Annotated in this window: 18 protein-coding genes and 1 riboswitch; of the genes, 10 read left to right on the top strand and 8 right to left on the bottom strand. The window is 49.7% G+C overall.

Translation table 11 applies throughout. The features are described 5' to 3' along the window. Positions 1-5: 5 nt before the first annotated feature. Together G9C99_RS17905 and G9C99_RS17900 are read right to left on the bottom strand one after the other, a co-directional pair. A complete protein-coding gene (locus G9C99_RS17905) occupies positions 6-305 on the bottom strand; it encodes an AzlD family protein (RefSeq protein ID WP_166418916.1) in 300 nt (99 codons plus the stop codon). Continuing rightward, the gene (locus G9C99_RS17900; protein ID WP_166418915.1) at positions 295-996 is read right to left on the bottom strand and encodes an AzlC family ABC transporter permease; all 702 of its coding nucleotides are present in this window, start codon (positions 994-996) and stop codon (positions 295-297) included. Before G9C99_RS17900 ends, G9C99_RS17905 begins: the two co-directional genes overlap by 11 nt. Positions 997-1082: 86 nt before the next feature. Between G9C99_RS17900 and G9C99_RS17895 the strand changes: the two genes are divergently transcribed. Further along, on the top strand, positions 1083-1631 hold the full coding sequence (locus G9C99_RS17895; protein WP_166418914.1) for a helix-turn-helix domain-containing protein: 549 nt from the start codon (positions 1083-1085) through the stop codon (positions 1629-1631). Positions 1632-1824: 193 nt separating this feature from the next. Here the strand turns inward: G9C99_RS17895 and G9C99_RS17890 are convergent, their stop codons facing one another. Both G9C99_RS17890 and G9C99_RS17885 read right to left on the bottom strand, forming a co-directional pair. Then, positions 1825-2910, bottom strand: coding sequence for a hybrid-cluster NAD(P)-dependent oxidoreductase (locus tag G9C99_RS17890; protein ID WP_166418913.1), 1086 nt, complete (start codon positions 2908-2910; stop codon positions 1825-1827). A gap of 4 nt (positions 2911-2914) precedes the next feature. Further along, a complete protein-coding gene (locus G9C99_RS17885) occupies positions 2915-4186 on the bottom strand; it encodes an aromatic ring-hydroxylating oxygenase subunit alpha (RefSeq protein WP_166418912.1) in 1272 nt (423 codons plus the stop codon). 63 nt (positions 4187-4249) lie between these two features. Beyond that, positions 4250-4453, bottom strand: a riboswitch (cobalamin riboswitch). A 635-nt stretch (positions 4454-5088) separates the two neighbouring features. Between G9C99_RS17885 and G9C99_RS17880 the strand changes: the two genes are divergently transcribed. The 7 genes from G9C99_RS17880 to G9C99_RS17850 are packed head-to-tail and all read left to right on the top strand — an operon-like array spanning position 5089 to position 11546. Further along, on the top strand, positions 5089-5805 hold the full coding sequence (locus tag G9C99_RS17880) for a GntR family transcriptional regulator (RefSeq protein WP_166418911.1): 717 nt from the start codon (positions 5089-5091) through the stop codon (positions 5803-5805). A 7-nt stretch (positions 5806-5812) separates the two neighbouring features. Beyond that, positions 5813-6826 carry an ADP-ribosylglycohydrolase family protein gene (locus G9C99_RS17875; protein WP_166418910.1) on the top strand — a complete coding sequence of 338 codons (1014 nt, stop codon included), beginning with the start codon at positions 5813-5815 and terminating at the stop codon, positions 6824-6826. Between the two features lie 2 nt (positions 6827-6828). Beyond that, on the top strand, positions 6829-7797 hold the full coding sequence (locus G9C99_RS17870; protein ID WP_166418909.1) for a PfkB family carbohydrate kinase: 969 nt from the start codon (positions 6829-6831) through the stop codon (positions 7795-7797). Further along, a complete protein-coding gene (locus G9C99_RS17865; RefSeq protein ID WP_166418908.1) occupies positions 7794-8834 on the top strand; it encodes an ABC transporter substrate-binding protein in 1041 nt (346 codons plus the stop codon). The genes G9C99_RS17870 and G9C99_RS17865 overlap by 4 nt, the downstream gene beginning before the upstream one ends. 20 nt (positions 8835-8854) lie before the next feature. Beyond that, entirely contained in the window at positions 8855-9718 is an 864-nt protein-coding gene (locus G9C99_RS17860; protein ID WP_166418907.1) for an ABC transporter permease, read from the top strand. Continuing rightward, positions 9715-10500, top strand: coding sequence for an ABC transporter permease (locus G9C99_RS17855; RefSeq protein WP_166418906.1), 786 nt, complete (start codon positions 9715-9717; stop codon positions 10498-10500). Before G9C99_RS17860 ends, G9C99_RS17855 begins: the two co-directional genes overlap by 4 nt. Beyond that, entirely contained in the window at positions 10500-11546 is a 1047-nt protein-coding gene (locus G9C99_RS17850; protein ID WP_166418905.1) for an ABC transporter ATP-binding protein, read from the top strand. The genes G9C99_RS17855 and G9C99_RS17850 overlap by 1 nt, the downstream gene beginning before the upstream one ends. A 168-nt stretch (positions 11547-11714) precedes the next feature. Here G9C99_RS17850 and G9C99_RS17845 read toward each other — a convergent pair whose 3' ends face one another. From G9C99_RS17845 to G9C99_RS17835, 3 genes are read right to left on the bottom strand one after another with little or no spacing between them, the layout of a single operon-like run. Beyond that, positions 11715-12755 carry a quaternary amine ABC transporter ATP-binding protein gene (locus G9C99_RS17845; RefSeq protein WP_166418904.1) on the bottom strand — a complete coding sequence of 347 codons (1041 nt, stop codon included), beginning with the start codon at positions 12753-12755 and terminating at the stop codon, positions 11715-11717. 8 nt (positions 12756-12763) lie between these two features. Continuing rightward, complete coding sequence (locus tag G9C99_RS17840) at positions 12764-13798, bottom strand: ABC transporter permease (RefSeq protein WP_166418903.1); 1035 nt, start codon at positions 13796-13798, stop codon at positions 12764-12766. Between the two features lie 53 nt (positions 13799-13851). Beyond that, a complete protein-coding gene (locus G9C99_RS17835; protein ID WP_166418902.1) occupies positions 13852-14814 on the bottom strand; it encodes an ABC transporter substrate-binding protein in 963 nt (320 codons plus the stop codon). Between the two features lie 148 nt (positions 14815-14962). On the opposite strand from G9C99_RS17835, the gene G9C99_RS17830 reads away from it, so the two are divergent. Then, entirely contained in the window at positions 14963-15937 is a 975-nt protein-coding gene (locus G9C99_RS17830; RefSeq protein ID WP_166418901.1) for a LysR family transcriptional regulator, read from the top strand. Positions 15938-15956: 19 nt separating this feature from the next. On the opposite strand, the gene G9C99_RS17825 is transcribed toward G9C99_RS17830, so the two are convergent. Continuing rightward, on the bottom strand, positions 15957-17474 hold the full coding sequence (locus G9C99_RS17825; RefSeq protein WP_166418900.1) for a trimethylamine methyltransferase family protein: 1518 nt from the start codon (positions 17472-17474) through the stop codon (positions 15957-15959). Positions 17475-17657: 183 nt separating this feature from the next. On the opposite strand from G9C99_RS17825, the gene G9C99_RS18725 reads away from it, so the two are divergent. Next, the coding region (locus G9C99_RS18725; protein ID WP_407926025.1) for an FAD-dependent oxidoreductase at positions 17658-17748 on the top strand (91 nt) is incomplete at its 3' end.

The following is a 17748-nucleotide window of genomic DNA, read 5'->3' as shown; positions in this document are numbered from 1 at the left end:
CGAGTTCATAGCACTAAAATACGCATGCCCGCTACAAGGCCCATTCCCACCAACATGGACGTCGGCAAGTTTCGAGTCTTTGCCGCGACCAGAAGCACAACACCCCCCGCTATCCATTCAATTGTTCCACCCTTAATCATCATCAACACCACTAACGCCACAATCAAACAGCCCGGCAGCGCCTCCATACCGCGGGCCCACCCGCCTTCTTGGGGTAGCCGCAACGCCAACAGATACCCGCCAAGACGAATTGCATAGCTCGCAACCCCTAGACCCAAGATAGATAGCCAGATTTCAGTCGTCATGAGTTACTCCCGCAGTGATCGCGCCTATAATAGCCCCTAAAATCAACGCCCAACTGGCCTGCGATGGGAACATCCATGTAAACATCAAAACGACACCTGCCGCAGCACTCCACGGCAACAAATCGTTGCGCCCTCGCCAAAGGCCCGGCAGCAAAGCAACAAAAACAGCCACAATTGCAAAGTCTAAACCCAGACGGGCAGGGTCCGGAATACCCTGAGACATCAGCGCCCCTAGGCTGGTCGCCAAGATCCAGACCAACAACAGAAAAGCCCCACCACCACAAAGATACCAGTAGCTTGCCAATGCGCCTCGACTTTTGGCCGTTTGCATGAGCGCGACAGATGCATCGGTGGCCAGATAAACGCCCAAGGCAACTTGCCACCACGGACGATTGACCAGCGCAGCACGCATACTTGCGGTGATCAACAAAATACGCATGTTTAAAGCTGCCCCTGCCAAAATAGCTGCTGTTATCCCGGCACCTGCGGTCAGCTGATCAAGTGCAACCAACTGAGCTGATCCACCAAAAACCAGCGCACTCATACTTAGAGACTGCCCAAACGAAAACCCTGACTGCGAAGCCAACAATCCAAAAGCCGCACCATAAGTTGCAGCAGCAAGTGCCATCGGAAGCATATCCCTGGCCCCAAGAGAAATTTCAGACATTTTGGATATGGAAACTGCTGTCATAGTTGACCTTCTTTGCCGAACATCGTTCACTAAGTCGAACGTAAGCGCGTTCATTAAAAAATACAACCGTTCATTATGGCGAACAAATGACTCCAAATGACCTCATAGCCAACGCAATTCAGCGAGAACGGCTCCGCAAAGGCCTGAGCCTTTCTGCATTGGCTGCCAACGCAAACCTGGCTAAATCCACTTTGTCACAGCTTGAATCCGGAAAAGGCAACCCAAGTATTGAAACCCTTTGGGCCATCGCGGCAGCGTTAGAAGTGACCTTCTCGACGTTATTTGAAGTAAGCAAACCTGATGTTAGCCTTGTACGTGCGAACGAAGGCGATACAGTTGGATCAGATCACGCTACATATCAAACAACATTGTTGGCCAATTGTCCGCCCGGTACACGTCGCGATATTTATCGCGTAGACCTTGAGCCCGGAACCCCGCGCCGTTCGACCCCGCACCCTAATGGCACATATGAACATGCCATTCTTTGCACTGGTGTGGCCCGTGTAGGGCCGTTAGAAGCAGAAGAAACCCTGTCTCCCGGCGATTACTACCGTTACCCCGCCGACCGCCCACATGTTTACGAAGCGCTGGAACCCGGAACTCGAATGATCGTCATAATGGAGACAAAAGACTGAAAATTAGATGTCGCGTAGAGCATTCAACTGCGAGAATATCCAGTTCCCTTCTGCACGAACAACAAAGACCGGCACACAAGCATTAAGAACCCAAACTCCGCGTGTTGGTCGTAAACTGTGAACGATGAAAGCGATCGTCCCGAAGGTTTTCCATCAAAGACGAATGGGAAACGCCTTTAGCGTTTCCCTCTTTCTATATATCAATCTCCACTCGTCCCAATGGATTTGAGCAGCATGCAAGAATAAAGCCTGCATCAATGTCATCTTCCGAAATACCGCCATTGTGGACCATATGCACTTCGCCAGAAGTTTTCTTGACCTTGCATGTTCCGCAAACCCCAAAGGTACAACCAGACGCAATGTTAAGGCCCACAGAGCGCGCAGCGGCCAAAACCGTATCGGTTTCCGCCACTCGGGCTGTTACCCCAGACGTCGCGAATACGATCTCCGATTTGTTGTCGTCATCTGGCACGACATCATCTAAATCTGGTTGATCAGGCTCCGTAATCACTGGCGCGCCAAAACTTTCCTGATTGTAATGGCTCATATCAAAGCCCAACCCCGCTAATGCCTCTCTTACCGCGGTCATGAAAGGTTCGGGGCCGCAGCAATAGACTTCGCGTTCCAAATAATCCGGGGCCATCAGACCAAGCATCAACTGATTGAATTGGCCTTGATAGCCGATCCATGGGCTGTAGGTGTCTGGCCCTTCGACCACGAATTTCAGATCTAGTCCGGGGGTACGACTGGCCATGTGCTCTAGGCGCTCTCGAAAAATGATCTCAGATGGTCGTTTGGCGCAATTGATAAATACAATATCAAGCGCCCGCCCTTCGTCCCACATACAAGTGGTCATCGACATCATCGGCGTGATACCGGAACCCGCTGAGATAAAGAGATATTTACGCGCAGAACTAGCTGCATTGGTGAATAACCCTGCGGGGCCAATCGCTTTGATCCGCGTCCCCGGACGCAGATTATCAAGCAACCAGCGAGTACCAATACTGTCAAGCTGAGCTTTAGCCGTAATGGTGATAGATCGAGGTCGAGACGGCGAAGAGGAAATCGTATAGGTACGATGCACCACGCCACCCGGCTGATCGGGCGCCGGGATTTCCAGCGTCAAAAACTGTCCCGGAGCATAGGAGAATAGCGCCCCTGAAGGGGCGCGAAAGGTGAAGCTAGCGGTATTTGGCATCTCGGGGATCACCGATACACATTCCAATAGTTCGCTATCCTGCCAGGTTACAGGCTCTGGCATACGGTTTAGATCGTTCATCGTATCACTCCGCCGCAACTGCTGTTGGTGCCAACCGTTCGGCCAGCGTAGCGCAGTACCACTCTACAAATTGCAGGACACCACTTTCTTGAACAGGCGAATAAGGGCCAGGAACATAACCCGGGCTGTCGATGCCTTGCTGGTTGTCCTCGACAACTCGGCGGTCCTCGTCATTGGTGGCCACCCACACTTCGGTCAGACGCTTTAGATCATAATCCACGCCTTCCACCGCGTCCTTATGCACCAGCCATTTGGTGGTAACTTCGGTTTCGGTCGGGCTAACCGGGGTAACGCGAAACACGATGGAGTGATCGGACAGAAAATGATTCCAAGTTGTCGGATAGTGAAATTTAAGCATAGAGCCGGCATCAGCCATGGGCACTCGTCCCAGCCATTTACCTACTGCGGTCTTGCCATCCAACGTAAAGCTTTCTGCGCCTTCTTTAAGCGGCATGCGTGCTAAGCGAAATTGGCCGTCGCTATGTAGATAGAATTTCGCAGGTAAACCGGCAGCCTCACAACGATCAAAATGTGCGGTTAAATGAAGTGGAGTTACACCATCCGAAATGCCCGTAACAGTAGGATCATCGGGAAAAGTGCGGCATAACGAGGGATGGTTCCCGCCACAATGATAGCACTCGCGATTGTTTTCCCAGACAAGCTTCCAATTGCCGTTTTCAACGATGGTACTTTCAAAGGCAACCTTGGCGTTGTTCAATTCGTGGGGCTCGAGGTAGGGTGCTGCGATGTCGGCAAAGCTGTTAAAATCAGGGGCCTCATCGGCAAGGCAAATATAAACCAGCCCCGCAAGTTCCCGGCAATGCACCGATTTTAGCCCGTGCTGCTTAGGGTCAAAGTCCGCCCCCATATCACGCGCCCACAAAAGCGATCCATCTAACTCGTAGGTCCATTGGTGGTATGGACACACCAATTTGGGGGCATGCCCCTTGGAAGCCTTACAGATCACCGAACCGCGGTGACGGCAGGTGTTATGGAACGCACGAATTTGATTATCGACGCCACGCACGATGATTATTCGATATGCGCCAACCTTATGGGTGACATAGCTGCCCGGCTTTTCCAACTCGCACGCCGGGATCGCGAATAACCATTCACGGTAATGGATCATTTCAAGGTCGGTTTGGAAAACCGATGGGTCATTATAGAACGCCTGTTCCAATGCGTGTCCTGGCGTTCTGCGTGCTAATAGGGTTTGAATACTATTCACTTTTGGCTCTCCTGCCGCGCCCCGCGGCCTTGCTTTTGCAGATGACATGAGAGCCGTGTTCGGAGGCGTGCGAGGATCACGTCCGAAACCGTGCCCCCACCGCCACCCGCGGTTTGACATATCTGCAAGGCTGGTTTCCGGACTTAGAAGGGGCTTTCACCCGGTCGCGGCACCTTCCCGGGATCCTCGTCCCAGTGGTTGCTTACCACGCCTGACCTTCGTTACCGTTGCGGGGGCAGTGCTGGAGTTTCACCAGCTTCCCAATTCTCTGCTGCTTGAGAATCAAACAGCAGCACCTCACAGCTTCAGGATAGTTCAGATCTGCATTGGAGCTGAAAGACTTGCGACAATCGCGAGTCCAAAACAGACATGGCTCGGAATTGATATTTATCAAGTATAGCAAGCAGCCCCATGCCTTCGGGAGTTATCGGGTTTTCCATTGCGTAGTGACAATACCGCTACTCTTATACGCCAAATCTATTGCGAGAAGCTGATAGGCCAAACGCACCGTCCAATTTGAAAGCAGATCCAACGGCCTGCCATGGGTAGACCTCCGACAATCTTGCCAAATTAGCGTCGCGGTTCAGTGATCCTTCGCTCATCATCACCCATCTCATTTCTCGAGAAACTCATTTGAAAAGGCGATGAAGGCTTCTGGCTTACGTCAAAAGTAGGTCCCTGAACGAGAGTGCATATAATGTGGATTATGTTATGTTAAGCAATCCCCAATAAACACAACGCACTGTATTCATCCATAAATTTTCATCAAATTGCTTTGTCAGACTCTGCTTTTGATCCCCTTAAACCAACCTACATACACAAAACAACTAAGCCGACTTCTACGCAGCAATTCCCAAAGACACTGAATATGCACTCACGCACCATTGACAAAAATTAGGTGTTCATATTTTATGCATGCAACTGAACAGGTGTGAACAGGTATAGATAGTATGACCAATAGCATGATCAGCGCTACAAAATCCATGCGTATAGCCACGACGCTCGAAGGTGAAATTCGCTCTGGCGCAATTGGAAAAGGCACAGTTTTAGACAGCGAGAAATCTCTCGTTAAGCGGTTTTCCGTTAGTCGTAATACCGTCAGGAAGGGGTTAGAAATTCTCGCCTCCAAAGGGTTGATTACTACAAAAACCGGGATCGGATCGTTTGTGACATTTGATGGCGAAGTCATTGATGATCGCGCAGGTTGGTCAGTTGCTCTGTCATCCAATCAGGTCAAATTGCAAACCCGTTTGTTGCGCCTCACCCGAGCCTCCCTACAGAGCCCTTTTGCCTCAAGCGAACTTCAAGGGGCTGACTGTCTTATTGTTGATCGCCTACGCTACGAAGTTACAACTGGCAAAGGTGTATCACTCGAACGTAGCCATATGCCATGGCGCGAGGATTACTCAGGCATCGAAGAACGAGGGCTTCTTGACGGCTCTCTTAGTAGAACGCTCGAAGATCTCGGTCTCACAATTGCGAGCGGCGATGAATGGGCAAGTGTACTTACCGATCTACCTCACGAAGATGCCCAGACTATGGGCCGTGCTCCCGGAGAAGCGATGCTGCTATTGCGGCGGCTCACCCGCGCCGCTGACAGATCCGTTATTGAATATGTCGAAAGTATTCTAGCGCCTGACCTTTTTGGTCTTCACATGGAGTTCTAAACTGAACATGTCGCTTACATCTGACCCATTTGATCGCGCGTGTGGTGCCCTAACTGGCTTGGCTCTTGGGGACGCTTTGGGAATGCCGTCCCAAACTCTAGCCTGTGAGGAAATCAAAAAACACTACGGTATAATTCAAGACTTTGTGGCTCCTTTTGACGATCACCCTGTCTCCCACGGATTGTTAGCCGGGCAAATCACCGACGACACTGAGCAGTCCTTTTTGTTGGCACAGCGATTGATTGACGGAAATGGTCACATTGACGAAATTTTGTGGGCCAAAGATCTAATAGCATGGGAAGCCGATGTACGCGCAAGAGGTTTACGCGACTTGCTGGGCCCATCATCTAAAGCAGCGCTCGACGCGTTGTTGTCAGGCATGCCCGCTGCCGAGGCTGGCCGTAACGGTACAACCAATGGGGCATCAATGCGTATTTCCCCAGTTGGTATTTCAACACCTGCTGAGCCAATGGAGCGCCTGCTAGATCGCGTGGAACGCGCGTGTCGCATGACTCATAACACGGGTGAAGCTATCGCCGCAGCCGCAAGCGTTGCCATGGTAATCAGCCTCGGGATCGACGGGTATGAATTTGAGGCTTGTGTTGAGCCAGCTCTCAAAGCAGCAGCTGCGGGGCAAACGCGTGGTTATCCACTTGGCGAACCGAATATAGCGCTGCGTATTTCTGAAGCCCTTCAATTGGCTGATCAAAACGTATCTGTAGAAGAGTTTGCAGCCAAAATCGGCACATCCGTCGCTTCGCGGGATTCTATTCCTGCGGCGTTTGGCGTAGTGAAGCTGGCGCAAGGTGACCCGTGGAAAGCAGCGTTGATTGCCGCCAATATTGGTGATGACACTGACACGATTGGCGCAATTTCCTGTTCAATGGCTGGCGCCTGCAACGGCATGTCAGGTTTCCCAAACGATAAAGTTGCCACCTTACGGACGGCCAATGACCTACCTGTAGAAACAATTGCTACAGCCCTACTGGCGCTGCGCAACGACCACTTTCCGAGCACCTAAAAATGACCGCGCAGCTTCTTCAACTCTCTGGCGTGATTGCTGATATAATTTATGCCGTGAACGAAGTGCCTTCTTCAGGTGAGGAGGCTATTGTCACCGGTTTTGAAATCGCGCCGGGAGGCGGGTTTAACGCCATGGTCGCTGCTCGCCGTGCTGGCATAAATGTTGGCTATGCAGGTTCGGTTGGAACGGGTCCATTTGCGCAGATTGTCATAGACGGCCTATTAGCTGAAGACATTGCGATCCTGAGATCTCCTGAGCCCCAATGCGACCAAGGCTGTTGCACAGTCTTAATTGACACACATGGTGAGCGTACTTTCATCGCCAGTGGTGGCTCAGAAGAACATGTCTCAGAAGATGCGCTCATAGGAGTTGAAAATAAAGACTTCGGCTGGGCTTTGCTGTCGGGATACGCCCTGCATTACGCTGGATCGCGTGGTGCAATCGTCCATTGGCTTCAACACTCAGACAGCATTCCCAATCTAGTGTTCGACCCGTCCCCTATCGTTTCAGCGCTTAATCCAGAGATCTTAGAGTGTATTCTGCAACGCGCACAATGGATCAGTGCCAACGCTAAAGAAGCTTTTGTTCTTACGGGGCGTGAAAACCCTGCAGAAGCCGCAAAAATTCTGGCGCAATCGCGACCACATAACGGAGGGGTTGTGATCCGCGATGGTGAAAAGGGCTGCATTGTCGCCTGCAATGGAACACACCATGTGATCCCCGGTCACGAAGTTGATGCAATAGACACAAATGGGGCAGGCGATGCGCATATCGGCAGCTTCATAGCCATGTTAGCCCAATCTGAGAGCCCTCTTGTTGCCGCCCAATACGCAAATATTGCTGCAGCACTTTCAACCACACGATCAGGGCCAGCAACCGCACCCGATCGAAGCGATGTAGAGCACATCTTAAAAACGAAGAAGGCGGATCAACTGCCAGAAACCATCACCCCTGGAGGAAACGCATGAAACGTACGTTCACACTTACGACCGCAATAGCGGCACTTTTCGCAGCTTCAATTGCGAACGCAGACGAAATCCGTGTCCTGAATTGGCAAGGATACGGCACCGATGCAGATTGGGCCACTGACGCCTTTACCGAAGCGACAGGTCACACCGTTGTACATGAATACTTCAACTCAGAGCAAGAAATGCTGACGAAGTTGCGTACAAATCCCGGAGCCTACGACGTTGTTTTGATCAATGCTTCGTTCACTCCTCAGGCACAAGCCGAAGGGTTGATTACGTCGATTGATACAGCGATGATCGAGAACTTCGACGACGTCTCAGCCAATATGGCCGAAAATGATGACCTCAATGCAGGTGGCGCGTTGCATGGTGTACCTTGGACTTGGGGTCTGACATCCTTTGCGATCAATACAAACACCTTTGACGAGGCACCGACTTCGATCGAAGTATTCTGGGATCCGGACTATAACGGCCGCGTTTCTATTCGCGACGATGCGTTGGAAGCTGTGCAATTCGCTGCAATTGCGACAGGCCAAGACATCAACAACATAGAAGACCTTGACGCAATCCAAGTAAAACTCGCGGAACTCATGCCGCAGATCAAAACCTACTGGGGTTCTGAAAACGACTGGAACCAATTTATGGCAGCCGACGATCTCGACGTTGCCACGATCTGGTCCGGATCTGCCAGCCGCTCAATGGCGGCGGGGCTTCCAGTACAGTTTGTAGTACCTGAAGAAGGTGCAATCGGCTGGCTTGACGGGCTTTCCATCCCAACCTCTTCGACAAAACAAGAAGCTGCCCATCAATTCATCGACTGGATGATTGACCCTGAGTTTTACACTCGCTGGGCTGAGGACGGTGCGCCTGCTTCTGCCAACGCAGCCGCCGCTGCCGCATTGCCCGAAGATGCATTTAACCGTCAGGTTCTTGGCGATCCCGAGGTCGTCGCACGCGTGCAGTTTCAACGCCCCGTTTCAGACGAAACACGCGAAGCATATCTGACAATGTGGCAAGCGCTCAAAGCCGCGCAATAAACAAAAAGGGAGGGGGCACAATGTCCAATATGCTCGTCAAACAAGATCGATTGCGAATATTTGGCTTGCTGTCCCCAGCCTATCTTTGGCTGACAGTTGCAATCTTCTTACCACTGTCTGCCATGTTTTACTTTAGCTTTCTGTCCGAAGTTCCCTTTGGCGATGCTGAATGGAATTTTACGACCGACAATTACCGGGCATTTTTTGAAACACCCACTTACGCTATCCTACTTTGGAAATCGATCAAACTCGGCCTTATGGTTACCCTGACATCAGTTCTGATTGGCTTTCCTTGTGCATATGTACTAGCAAAAACGATCCAAGGCCGATCCCGCGAAGCACTGTTTTTATTGGTGATCCTTCCGTTTTGGTCCAATTCTCTCGTGCGTATTTTTTCATGGGCAATCGTCCTACGAGGTAATGGCGTCCTTGATCGAACTCTGAACGCCATTTTGCCCTTCGAACTAGATATAAACCTGATGTTCTCAACCCCGGCAATCGTGATTGGCCTGGTACATTCCTATCTGCCCTATGTTATTTTGACGGCTTATCTGGCGCTACAAGCTATCGACGACAGCCTCATTGACGCCGCGCGTTCTATGGGGGCGGGAAAGATCACCATACTGCGTCGGATTATATTACCACTGTCTTTGCCGGGTTTATTAGCAGGCGCAGTACTGATCTTTGTACCTGTTGTTGGATCATTCATGGAGCCGCGCATACTTGGGGGCCGTGTTGGAACCTATTATGGGACAGTAATTGAAGATCAATTTGTCGCGGTCTTTAACTGGCCGCTTGGAGCGGCATTGTCTTTCATTCTTCTCGCTGTTGTCCTCGTTATCCTTGCCCTCGCGAGCCCTATTCTCAGAAAGGCCCAAACATGAGCACTCTGATTTTAAAACGCCTTGGTAAGATCTGGTTAGCCCTGATCCTGTTTTTTCTCTACGCGCCTATCCTCGTCATGGCTTTTATGTCTTTTAACGACTCTCAGTACTATCAACTCCCCTTTGAGTTTTCGCTGCGGTGGTATCAAGATTTAGCCGGAAATTCCGAAATTATTGCTGCTGCGACACGATCCGTTCTGATAGCCCTGATCACGACAATTATCGCCACCACGTTAGGAACGGCAGCGTCAGTTGCGCTCTTTCGGTTCGAGTTTAAGGGAAAGCGCATTCTTCAGGTTTTGTTGTTTCCCCCGATTGCAATTCCTTGGCTGATTACTGGCACCGCGATGCTTATCTTCTTTTTTGGAATTGGCCTTGGACGCGGGACACCTTCCGTGATCATAGGTCATGTTGCACTTGCCCTGCCCTACGTAATCGTCGTTGTCACCGCTCGGCTTGCTACATTTGATGCCACTTTGGAAGAAGCTGCCCGTTCTTTGGGTGCAAATAGCTGGACTGTCACCCGCCGCGTCACGCTGCCCTGGATTACACCGGGCATTATTGCAGGGGCTCTGTTTGCCTTTGCGGTTAGCTTTGATCAGTTTGTCGTTTCTTATTTCTTATCAGAACCAGGCGACAGCACTTTGCCGGTATTGATTTACACGGCAATACGCAAAGGGTTCACGCCTGAAATCAATGCCATATCCACAATAATTATAACGATTTCGATGGCGGTTATGTTGATCGCTGCCCGCTTTTCAAATTTCGGAGGAGAACGCTAATGGCCGAAGTAGCCGTCGAAAATGTAACCAAAAGATTTGGTACGCTCAAAGCACTGGACAACGTGACCATAGATTTTCCTGATGGGGGATTTTTTGGCCTACTCGGCCCATCAGGCAGCGGAAAAACTACGTTGTTACGCACCATTGCTGGTTTCATATTTACCGATGATGGGACAATTCGCATTGGGTCAAAGTCCGTTGAACAGATCCCCGTAGAAAAACGCGAAATCGGGATGATGTTTCAAAACTACGCGCTTTTTCCCAATATGAGCGTCGCAGATAATGTTGGCTTTGGGTTGCGGGTGAGAAAAGTGAGCCTCGCAGAGGAACGCCGCCGTGTTGGCGAGGCCCTGGAACTTGTGCAGCTAGGTCAACATAGCAACCGCAAACCGCATCAACTGTCAGGAGGGCAAAGACAGCGCGTGGCTTTGGCTCGTGCAATTGTGACCAATCCTCGTGTTTTACTGCTCGATGAACCTCTCTCAGCCTTGGACAAATCACTACGTGTCGATATGCAAATTGAATTGAAACGTATTCAACGCGAAATTGGCATTACGACTATCTTTGTCACACATGACCAAGAAGAAGCTCTTACGTTGTCAGACAAAATTGGCATCTTACGCGCGGGACGCATGGTGCAGGCAGGCCCACCACGCGAAGTGTATAACAACCCCACCGACGTTTTCACGGCCAGCTTCTTGGGCGAAGCTAACATTCTGGAAGGCGCTGTTGACGGAAACAGTTTACGCCTGACCGATGGAGATGCAATCCCTATACCAAAGGGACTGAAAACAGGCGCTACATTTGCCGTACGCCCCGAAAACATCAGCATCACAACTGAAGAGCCCACAGAACGTGACACCCCAAAAATCCAAGCGCGGCTAAAGCAACGTGTTTTTGCCGGAGCAATGGCAACCTGCATTCTGGATCGCAACGGAAGTACATTTAAGGTCATTTCGCGCGACCGCGACTTGCCTCAACTGCCAGAGGGTGGGCCGGTATGGCTCAGTTGGGAACCAGAGCACACAATCACAATCCCGAATTGAGATTGCCATTGTACCGCTTTGCGGTTGGACTGCTGGTGGCCATCCACCGGCAGCCTTCGGCCATCAAATGAGAGTTACAGTAATCCGTCAACAATCAGAAAAATCCACACATTTGAAAAGTAACACCGGATCAACTAGACGATTTCGTTGGCGAAGAAATCTGGTTTCCTAGCGCTTTGCAGTGTCGGGTCTGTAGGGCACCAGCGCATCCATCAATAGCGCGACATCCACTTCGCCAATTCTTTGATTATTTTCTATGACTTCAAATCGTGCGCTCATATCACCTTGAGCCATTCCAATAACTTGTTCTAGGTTAGCCTCTGGATCAATTGTACCACTATATTCGTTGCCCAGATTAGAGTGTCGCATTATGGAGCGAACCCTCAAAACACGCGCGCGATTAATGTCAGCGATAAATTCCTCAATGTAAGGATCCGATGGATTTAACAATATGTGCTGCGGCTTACCCTGCTGTACAACAGCACCATCTTTGAGGATGACAAGATGATCCGCCAGCTTCAAGGCTTCGTCTAAATCATGCGTGATAAACACAATCGTCTTATGTAATTCGGTTTGAAGCTCCAACAAAAGATCCTGCATATCCGTGCGAATAAGCGGATCCAACGCTGAAAAAGCTTCATCCATTAATAAGATATCGGAATTGGATGTTAGGGCCCGAGCAATACCAACTCGTTGCTGCATACCACCAGATAGTTGGTTGGGGTATTGGCTTTCATGTCCCTTTAGTCCGACGCGCAAAAGCCATTTCCGACCTTCGTGTTCTCGAATTTCTTTTGTAACGCCCTGAACCTTTAAACCCATAGAAACATTCTGCAAAACCGTTCGGTGTGGGAGAAGTGCAAAATTTTGAAAGACCATCGACATAGATTTTTGTCGGGTCTGTAACAGGTCCGCCTGTGAGAACCTCATGATATCTTGGCCATCCAACAATATCTCACCGCTGGTTGGCTCAATAAGACGGTTGATATGGCGAATGAGCGTTGATTTCCCCGAACCTGACAATCCCATGATCACTGAAATCTCTCCAGCTTGCATGTCTATATTGATGTTATTCAAACCCAATGCATGCCCGTGAGATTCAAGCAGCTCAGATTTGCCCATACCGCTTAGCACATGAGGCAAATACTTTCCCGCCCGTGCCCCAAAGATTTTATAGAGATTGCGAATACGGATTTTCGGATCTGACATGCCTATCCTCATTGATTTGGTTTGTGAGCATGAAGACGTGACAGCGCCGCTTTTGAGCTTCGATCCAAAACCACCGCGAGCAACACAATCCCAAGCCCAGCAACAATTCCAACCCCCAGCTCCAAATTGCGAATGCCACGCAGGACCAAAACGCCAAGCCCCGGCGCCGAAACCAACGATGCAATCACAACCATCGCAAGGCTCATCATAATCGTTTGATTGACTCCAGCCATGATATTGGGAAGCGCCAGCGGCAATTCTACACCTAACAACTTCTGTCGCGCATTCATACCAAACGCATCGGCCGCTTCGATCACATCCCGATCCACAAGCCGGATACCAAGGTCCGTCAGGCGGATAATTGGAACAATCGCGTATAGAATTATCGCAATTCCATACAATTTGGATTCAGTAACGGAAAACAGAAAAATAAGCGGAATCAAATACACAAAGCTGGGCAACGTTTGTAACAGATCCAACACAGGTACCGTCAAACGTTGCATCCTATCTGATCGTGACATCATGATCCCGATAGGCACCCCCAACAATACCGATAACCCTGTGCAAACAAAAATGATCGCCAATGTTTGAAGAGCCACCTCTAGGTGGTCAATCACACCGAAAAATATGAACACGGCCGCTACGAAAATGGTAACGCCGCGCCGTCGTGTTACACACCAAGTCAGCAACACGAGAAGCGGGATCAAAATCCACCAAGGTACAGTTGTAAAAACATAAAGCGCCGAATCCAGCATCCAAGACAAAGGCTGGGTAAGCGGATCAAGGACGAGCTTTAGCCCATCCTTGATCGACAAAAAGCTATCTTCTACCCAAGCGGTTAAATCACGCGTTTGAGGGATCGATGAGCAAACTTCATGCAAAGTGTCGAGTGATGGAAAAGGTAATATCGGGTCTGAATTGTCCGGATTACCATTTCCGTTTCTCGCCAAAAACTGTGCCATAGACATCGGGGCATTTTCATCTGGTTCTGCACACCAATTGTCTAACCCAATTGCCTTAATCACGCTTTCATATGCTGCCATGATCACCCTCAATATCATAGATCAGGCTCCTTGCATTTGGAGCCTGATAGAAATTATTGCAATAAAGCTGCCAGATTTTCACGCGCCTGCTCATTCAACCAACCGCCCCAAATGTCAGGGTTATTGGTCAAAAAATACACCGCCCCTTCTTCGGCCGATGCGTTGTTATCTTCCATCCACGCCAAAATACCGTTCATTTGGGCATTGGTGAATGTGACCTGTGACATCATTTCTGCGATTGCGGGCTCACGTTCTTGAAAAGCTGTTGTGGCAGCTGTTTTGACAGCGGCACTTGGGTAATTTGATAAACCCGGAGAAGCACAATCCGTATCCCCGTTACAGGCGTGTATATCCGCGTCATATTCCGCCAGCTCTACCAAAACCATTGGGTATTTACCCAACACAGCAGTTGGCGCCCAGTAGAACCCAAACCATGGGGCCTCGTCTGCATAGGCTGATGCAATAGCCGTAGCTAGAGTTTCCCCCGACCCGTGATTGAAGATTTCAATCCCGTTCCCAGCCATATCGATAACCTGGTTCATATTGTCGTTCACAGTTCGGCATCCCCAACCATCTGGGCAGTTATGAAAACGATTGCCAACCAATTCCGGGTTTTCCAATATACCTTCAAGTGTTGAAGCTTCTGGGTGCGCATCAATGACGTATTGCGGAACCCACCAGCCTTCAACGCCCCCATCCGAAAGCACATCACCGAGTTCAACAATTTTGCCAGCATCTAGCAATTCGCGATACGCAGGTGCCGTGTTCACCCAAAGCTCCGTCAGTAAATCAGGTGTCCCGGTTTCAGCGACGGATGTCAGCGCTGTTGGAGTAGACGATGGAACAGCTGTCACAGAGCAACCATATCCTTGCTCCATCAAAAATGTTGAAACCGCTGTCACAACAGAAGCGGACGCCCAATCCATTTGGGTAATTGTCACATCCCCACATTCCGCATGAGCAACCGAAGCAGAAACCCCTATCGAACACAATGAAGTTAAAAGTAACCGTTTCATTTCTTTCTCCCAGCGATTGTCATGATTTAAGATTTTATGACCTCACGCTCACACGTTTCGTTATTTTTCATGATTCAGAAGTATCTATTTCGAAATATTGAGAGTATTATTATGAATATATGAAACACTTACCTTCGTATGAGGATCTATGTCTCGGCACATTGTACGAAATGAACTCAGCCTTAAGGGACTGGAATTATTCCAGATTTGCGCCCAAAAAGGGTCACTTCAAGCTGTTGCGACGGAAACAGGTTTATCTGTTAGCACTATTTCTCACCATTTACGAAATTTAGAAAAACACTTGGGCGTCGAGCTCTTTAACCATGCACGCAAACCGATGATACTTTCACCGAAAGGGCATGTTTTTCTACGCAACATCGATGGTGCGCTGCTGGCAATTCGCAAAGCCAAAGCAGAAGCCTCAGCCGGAAATATTTCCGAAGCGAGTTTCTTACGCGTTGGTGTCATCGAAGATTTCGACAGCGACATTACCCCTGAATTGGCCGTGTATCTGTCAAGGAATATGCCGAGTTGCGATTTTCTTTACCACACGGACTCAAGCCACACGATTGTGGAAATGCTGCGCAACAGACAATTGGATTTGGGCGTCACGACAACGCCACCTGATCGCTTAAACGGTTTGCAAGAACGCCCACTGTTGCGAGATCCTTTTGTTATCGTTCTCCCCCGTACTGACGAAGCATCCCTGAACGATATCGTGTCAGGTAAAACCAATTTACCTTTCTTGCGATTTTCCAGCAACCTCATCATTGCGCAGCAAATCGAAGCGCAACTGCGCAGATTGGGTGTCTCTTCCCCCAACAAGTTCGAGTGCGGCAATCACCAGACTTTGATGGCTATGGTCGCCGCAGGAGCAGGTTGGACAATTACCACACCACTTCTGTTCTCTCGGGCCAAACGGTTTCAGCCCAAACTTAGTATTCACCCATTTCCCGGTAAAAGCTTCTCACGCACGTTGACCATCATCACCACGCCAGATTGTTCTCGGTCAATCTTGGATTTGGTAGATCAAAAAATGCGAAGCTTAATCACCAAACATGCTATCACGCCGTTCCATTCTAAAACACCTTGGCTGAAGGAAAGTTTTGTTCTCGTAAACTAAAAACGCTTTTGCTGGTCTTTCAAAGTATATTGAACTTCGCTCGAATCTCACGATCTTGATCCTCGCTCAAATACGATGGATGATGTGTCTCTAAAATCTGCCGGGCCCGCGTCTGCGCAACCGACCATGCATCACGCCCACCTTTTTCTGCCCAAGTGCGCGGCTCATCCCGATCTGCCAAGGAAGGATAAAAGTAATCCCGCTCCATCGCAGCGTAGGTATGATGACCGCCTAAAAAATGCCCCTCGCCCAATACCGCATCAAACACCGCTTCATACCCTAGATTGTCATCAGTGACTTCAATTCCACGTAAAGCGCGATACGTGTGAGAATGCATTTCATCATCCAAAATGAATGCTTCAAAACTTACACCTAACAGCGAAGCCGTCATACCAGAGCTTTCGTAAATTAAATTACCTCCCGCTAAGGCTGCAGCGAGCGACGTCAAACCCTTTTCCATTCCATATTGCGCATCAATGGCTTTAGCATCCGTCATCGAACAGGCAACCCCAGACGGCAATCCTAACCAATTGGAAAGCTGCGCTGACGCCGCGTTTAAAACAGCGGTTTCACCACTTCCGCCTGAAAACGAACCTGTCCGCAAGTCAATCACCAAAGGCCAATTGGAAAACACCATAGGATATCCCGGCCGAATTGCATGTACCATCACCAGGCTCGCTAAGGTTTCCGCCAAAGACTGCGCCAAAAAACCTGCCAAAGTGGCGGGCGCTGTCGCCCCGGCTTGTGCGGCGGTAATACACGACATTGGAATATTATGTTTGATACATTCATAAACAACTTCAACCGCATCATCGCCATACCGCATCGGTGAAATGACGGGGCTTATATGAACTTTCATAAACGGTCGTTTGGAAAACTCTCCTTTGCCACCCGCCGCAATATCTAGCATTTCGACAATGGGCTCTACATGTTCCGCCAATGTAAACGATGTCGCTGTTGGTTTTGTTGTGTTTTTCAAAAGCGCATATACCGTATTCACATCCAGATCATAGTTGTCCGGAACATCCGTCGCGACGCAACAGCGCGTGTACCAACTGACATTGGCCAACGTATCTTGTAACCGTGTGAAGTTGTGTAAATCCTCCAACGTGGATGGACGATAGTTTCCATTATCCATATCCAACGTTTGCACCGCGGCTCCGCCGGTCCCAAAATGCACACGATTACCCCCGACCTCAATTGATCGCGCTTCATCGCGACCATGTAGCACAAAAGTCTTTGCAGCTTGATCGATTGCCCTCTCCACGAGTGACGGCGGAAACAACACTCTGTCACTACCGTTGTCCACGGCCCCCGCTTCAATGAGATCCCGGCGCAAACGGTCAGGCACTTCGCCCATCCCAAGATTTTCCAACAGCCGCAGCGCTGTGTCATAAATACGGCCGATTTCATCTTCTGTCAGAGGTTTGTAAACCCCACCAATCTGTCCGGGAGGACACGGATCAACCGCTGGCTTTGCCGCACGCTGTGTTAGGCGTTCTTTGCGGCCTCCCCTTTTTGCTGTCCGCGTTGTCATCTCCGATCCTCCACCAAACTCTTTTATCAAAGGAAAATAGCGTTGTGATCAAAGAGCAATCCCGACGATATATTTTCGAAATTATGATAAATAATATCCAAGAATTTCTAAAACATTCTCTTTCTCTTGCAGTGCCCCCCGACCTCCCGCCTGAATATGGAGAACATATTCGGGATTTTTGCGATGAAGAGTCGGACGCGTGTAGTTGTAATAGGTGGTGGTATAGCGGGGTGTTCTACGCTTTATCATTTGACGCAGGCGGGGTGGTCTGATG

This window comes from Cochlodiniinecator piscidefendens (assembly GCF_011326755.1).
Lineage (GTDB): Bacteria > Pseudomonadota > Alphaproteobacteria > Rhodobacterales > Rhodobacteraceae > Cochlodiniinecator > Cochlodiniinecator piscidefendens.
The sequence above is the reverse complement of the archived record's forward strand: the minus strand, read 5'-3'. Positions and strand labels throughout refer to the sequence as shown.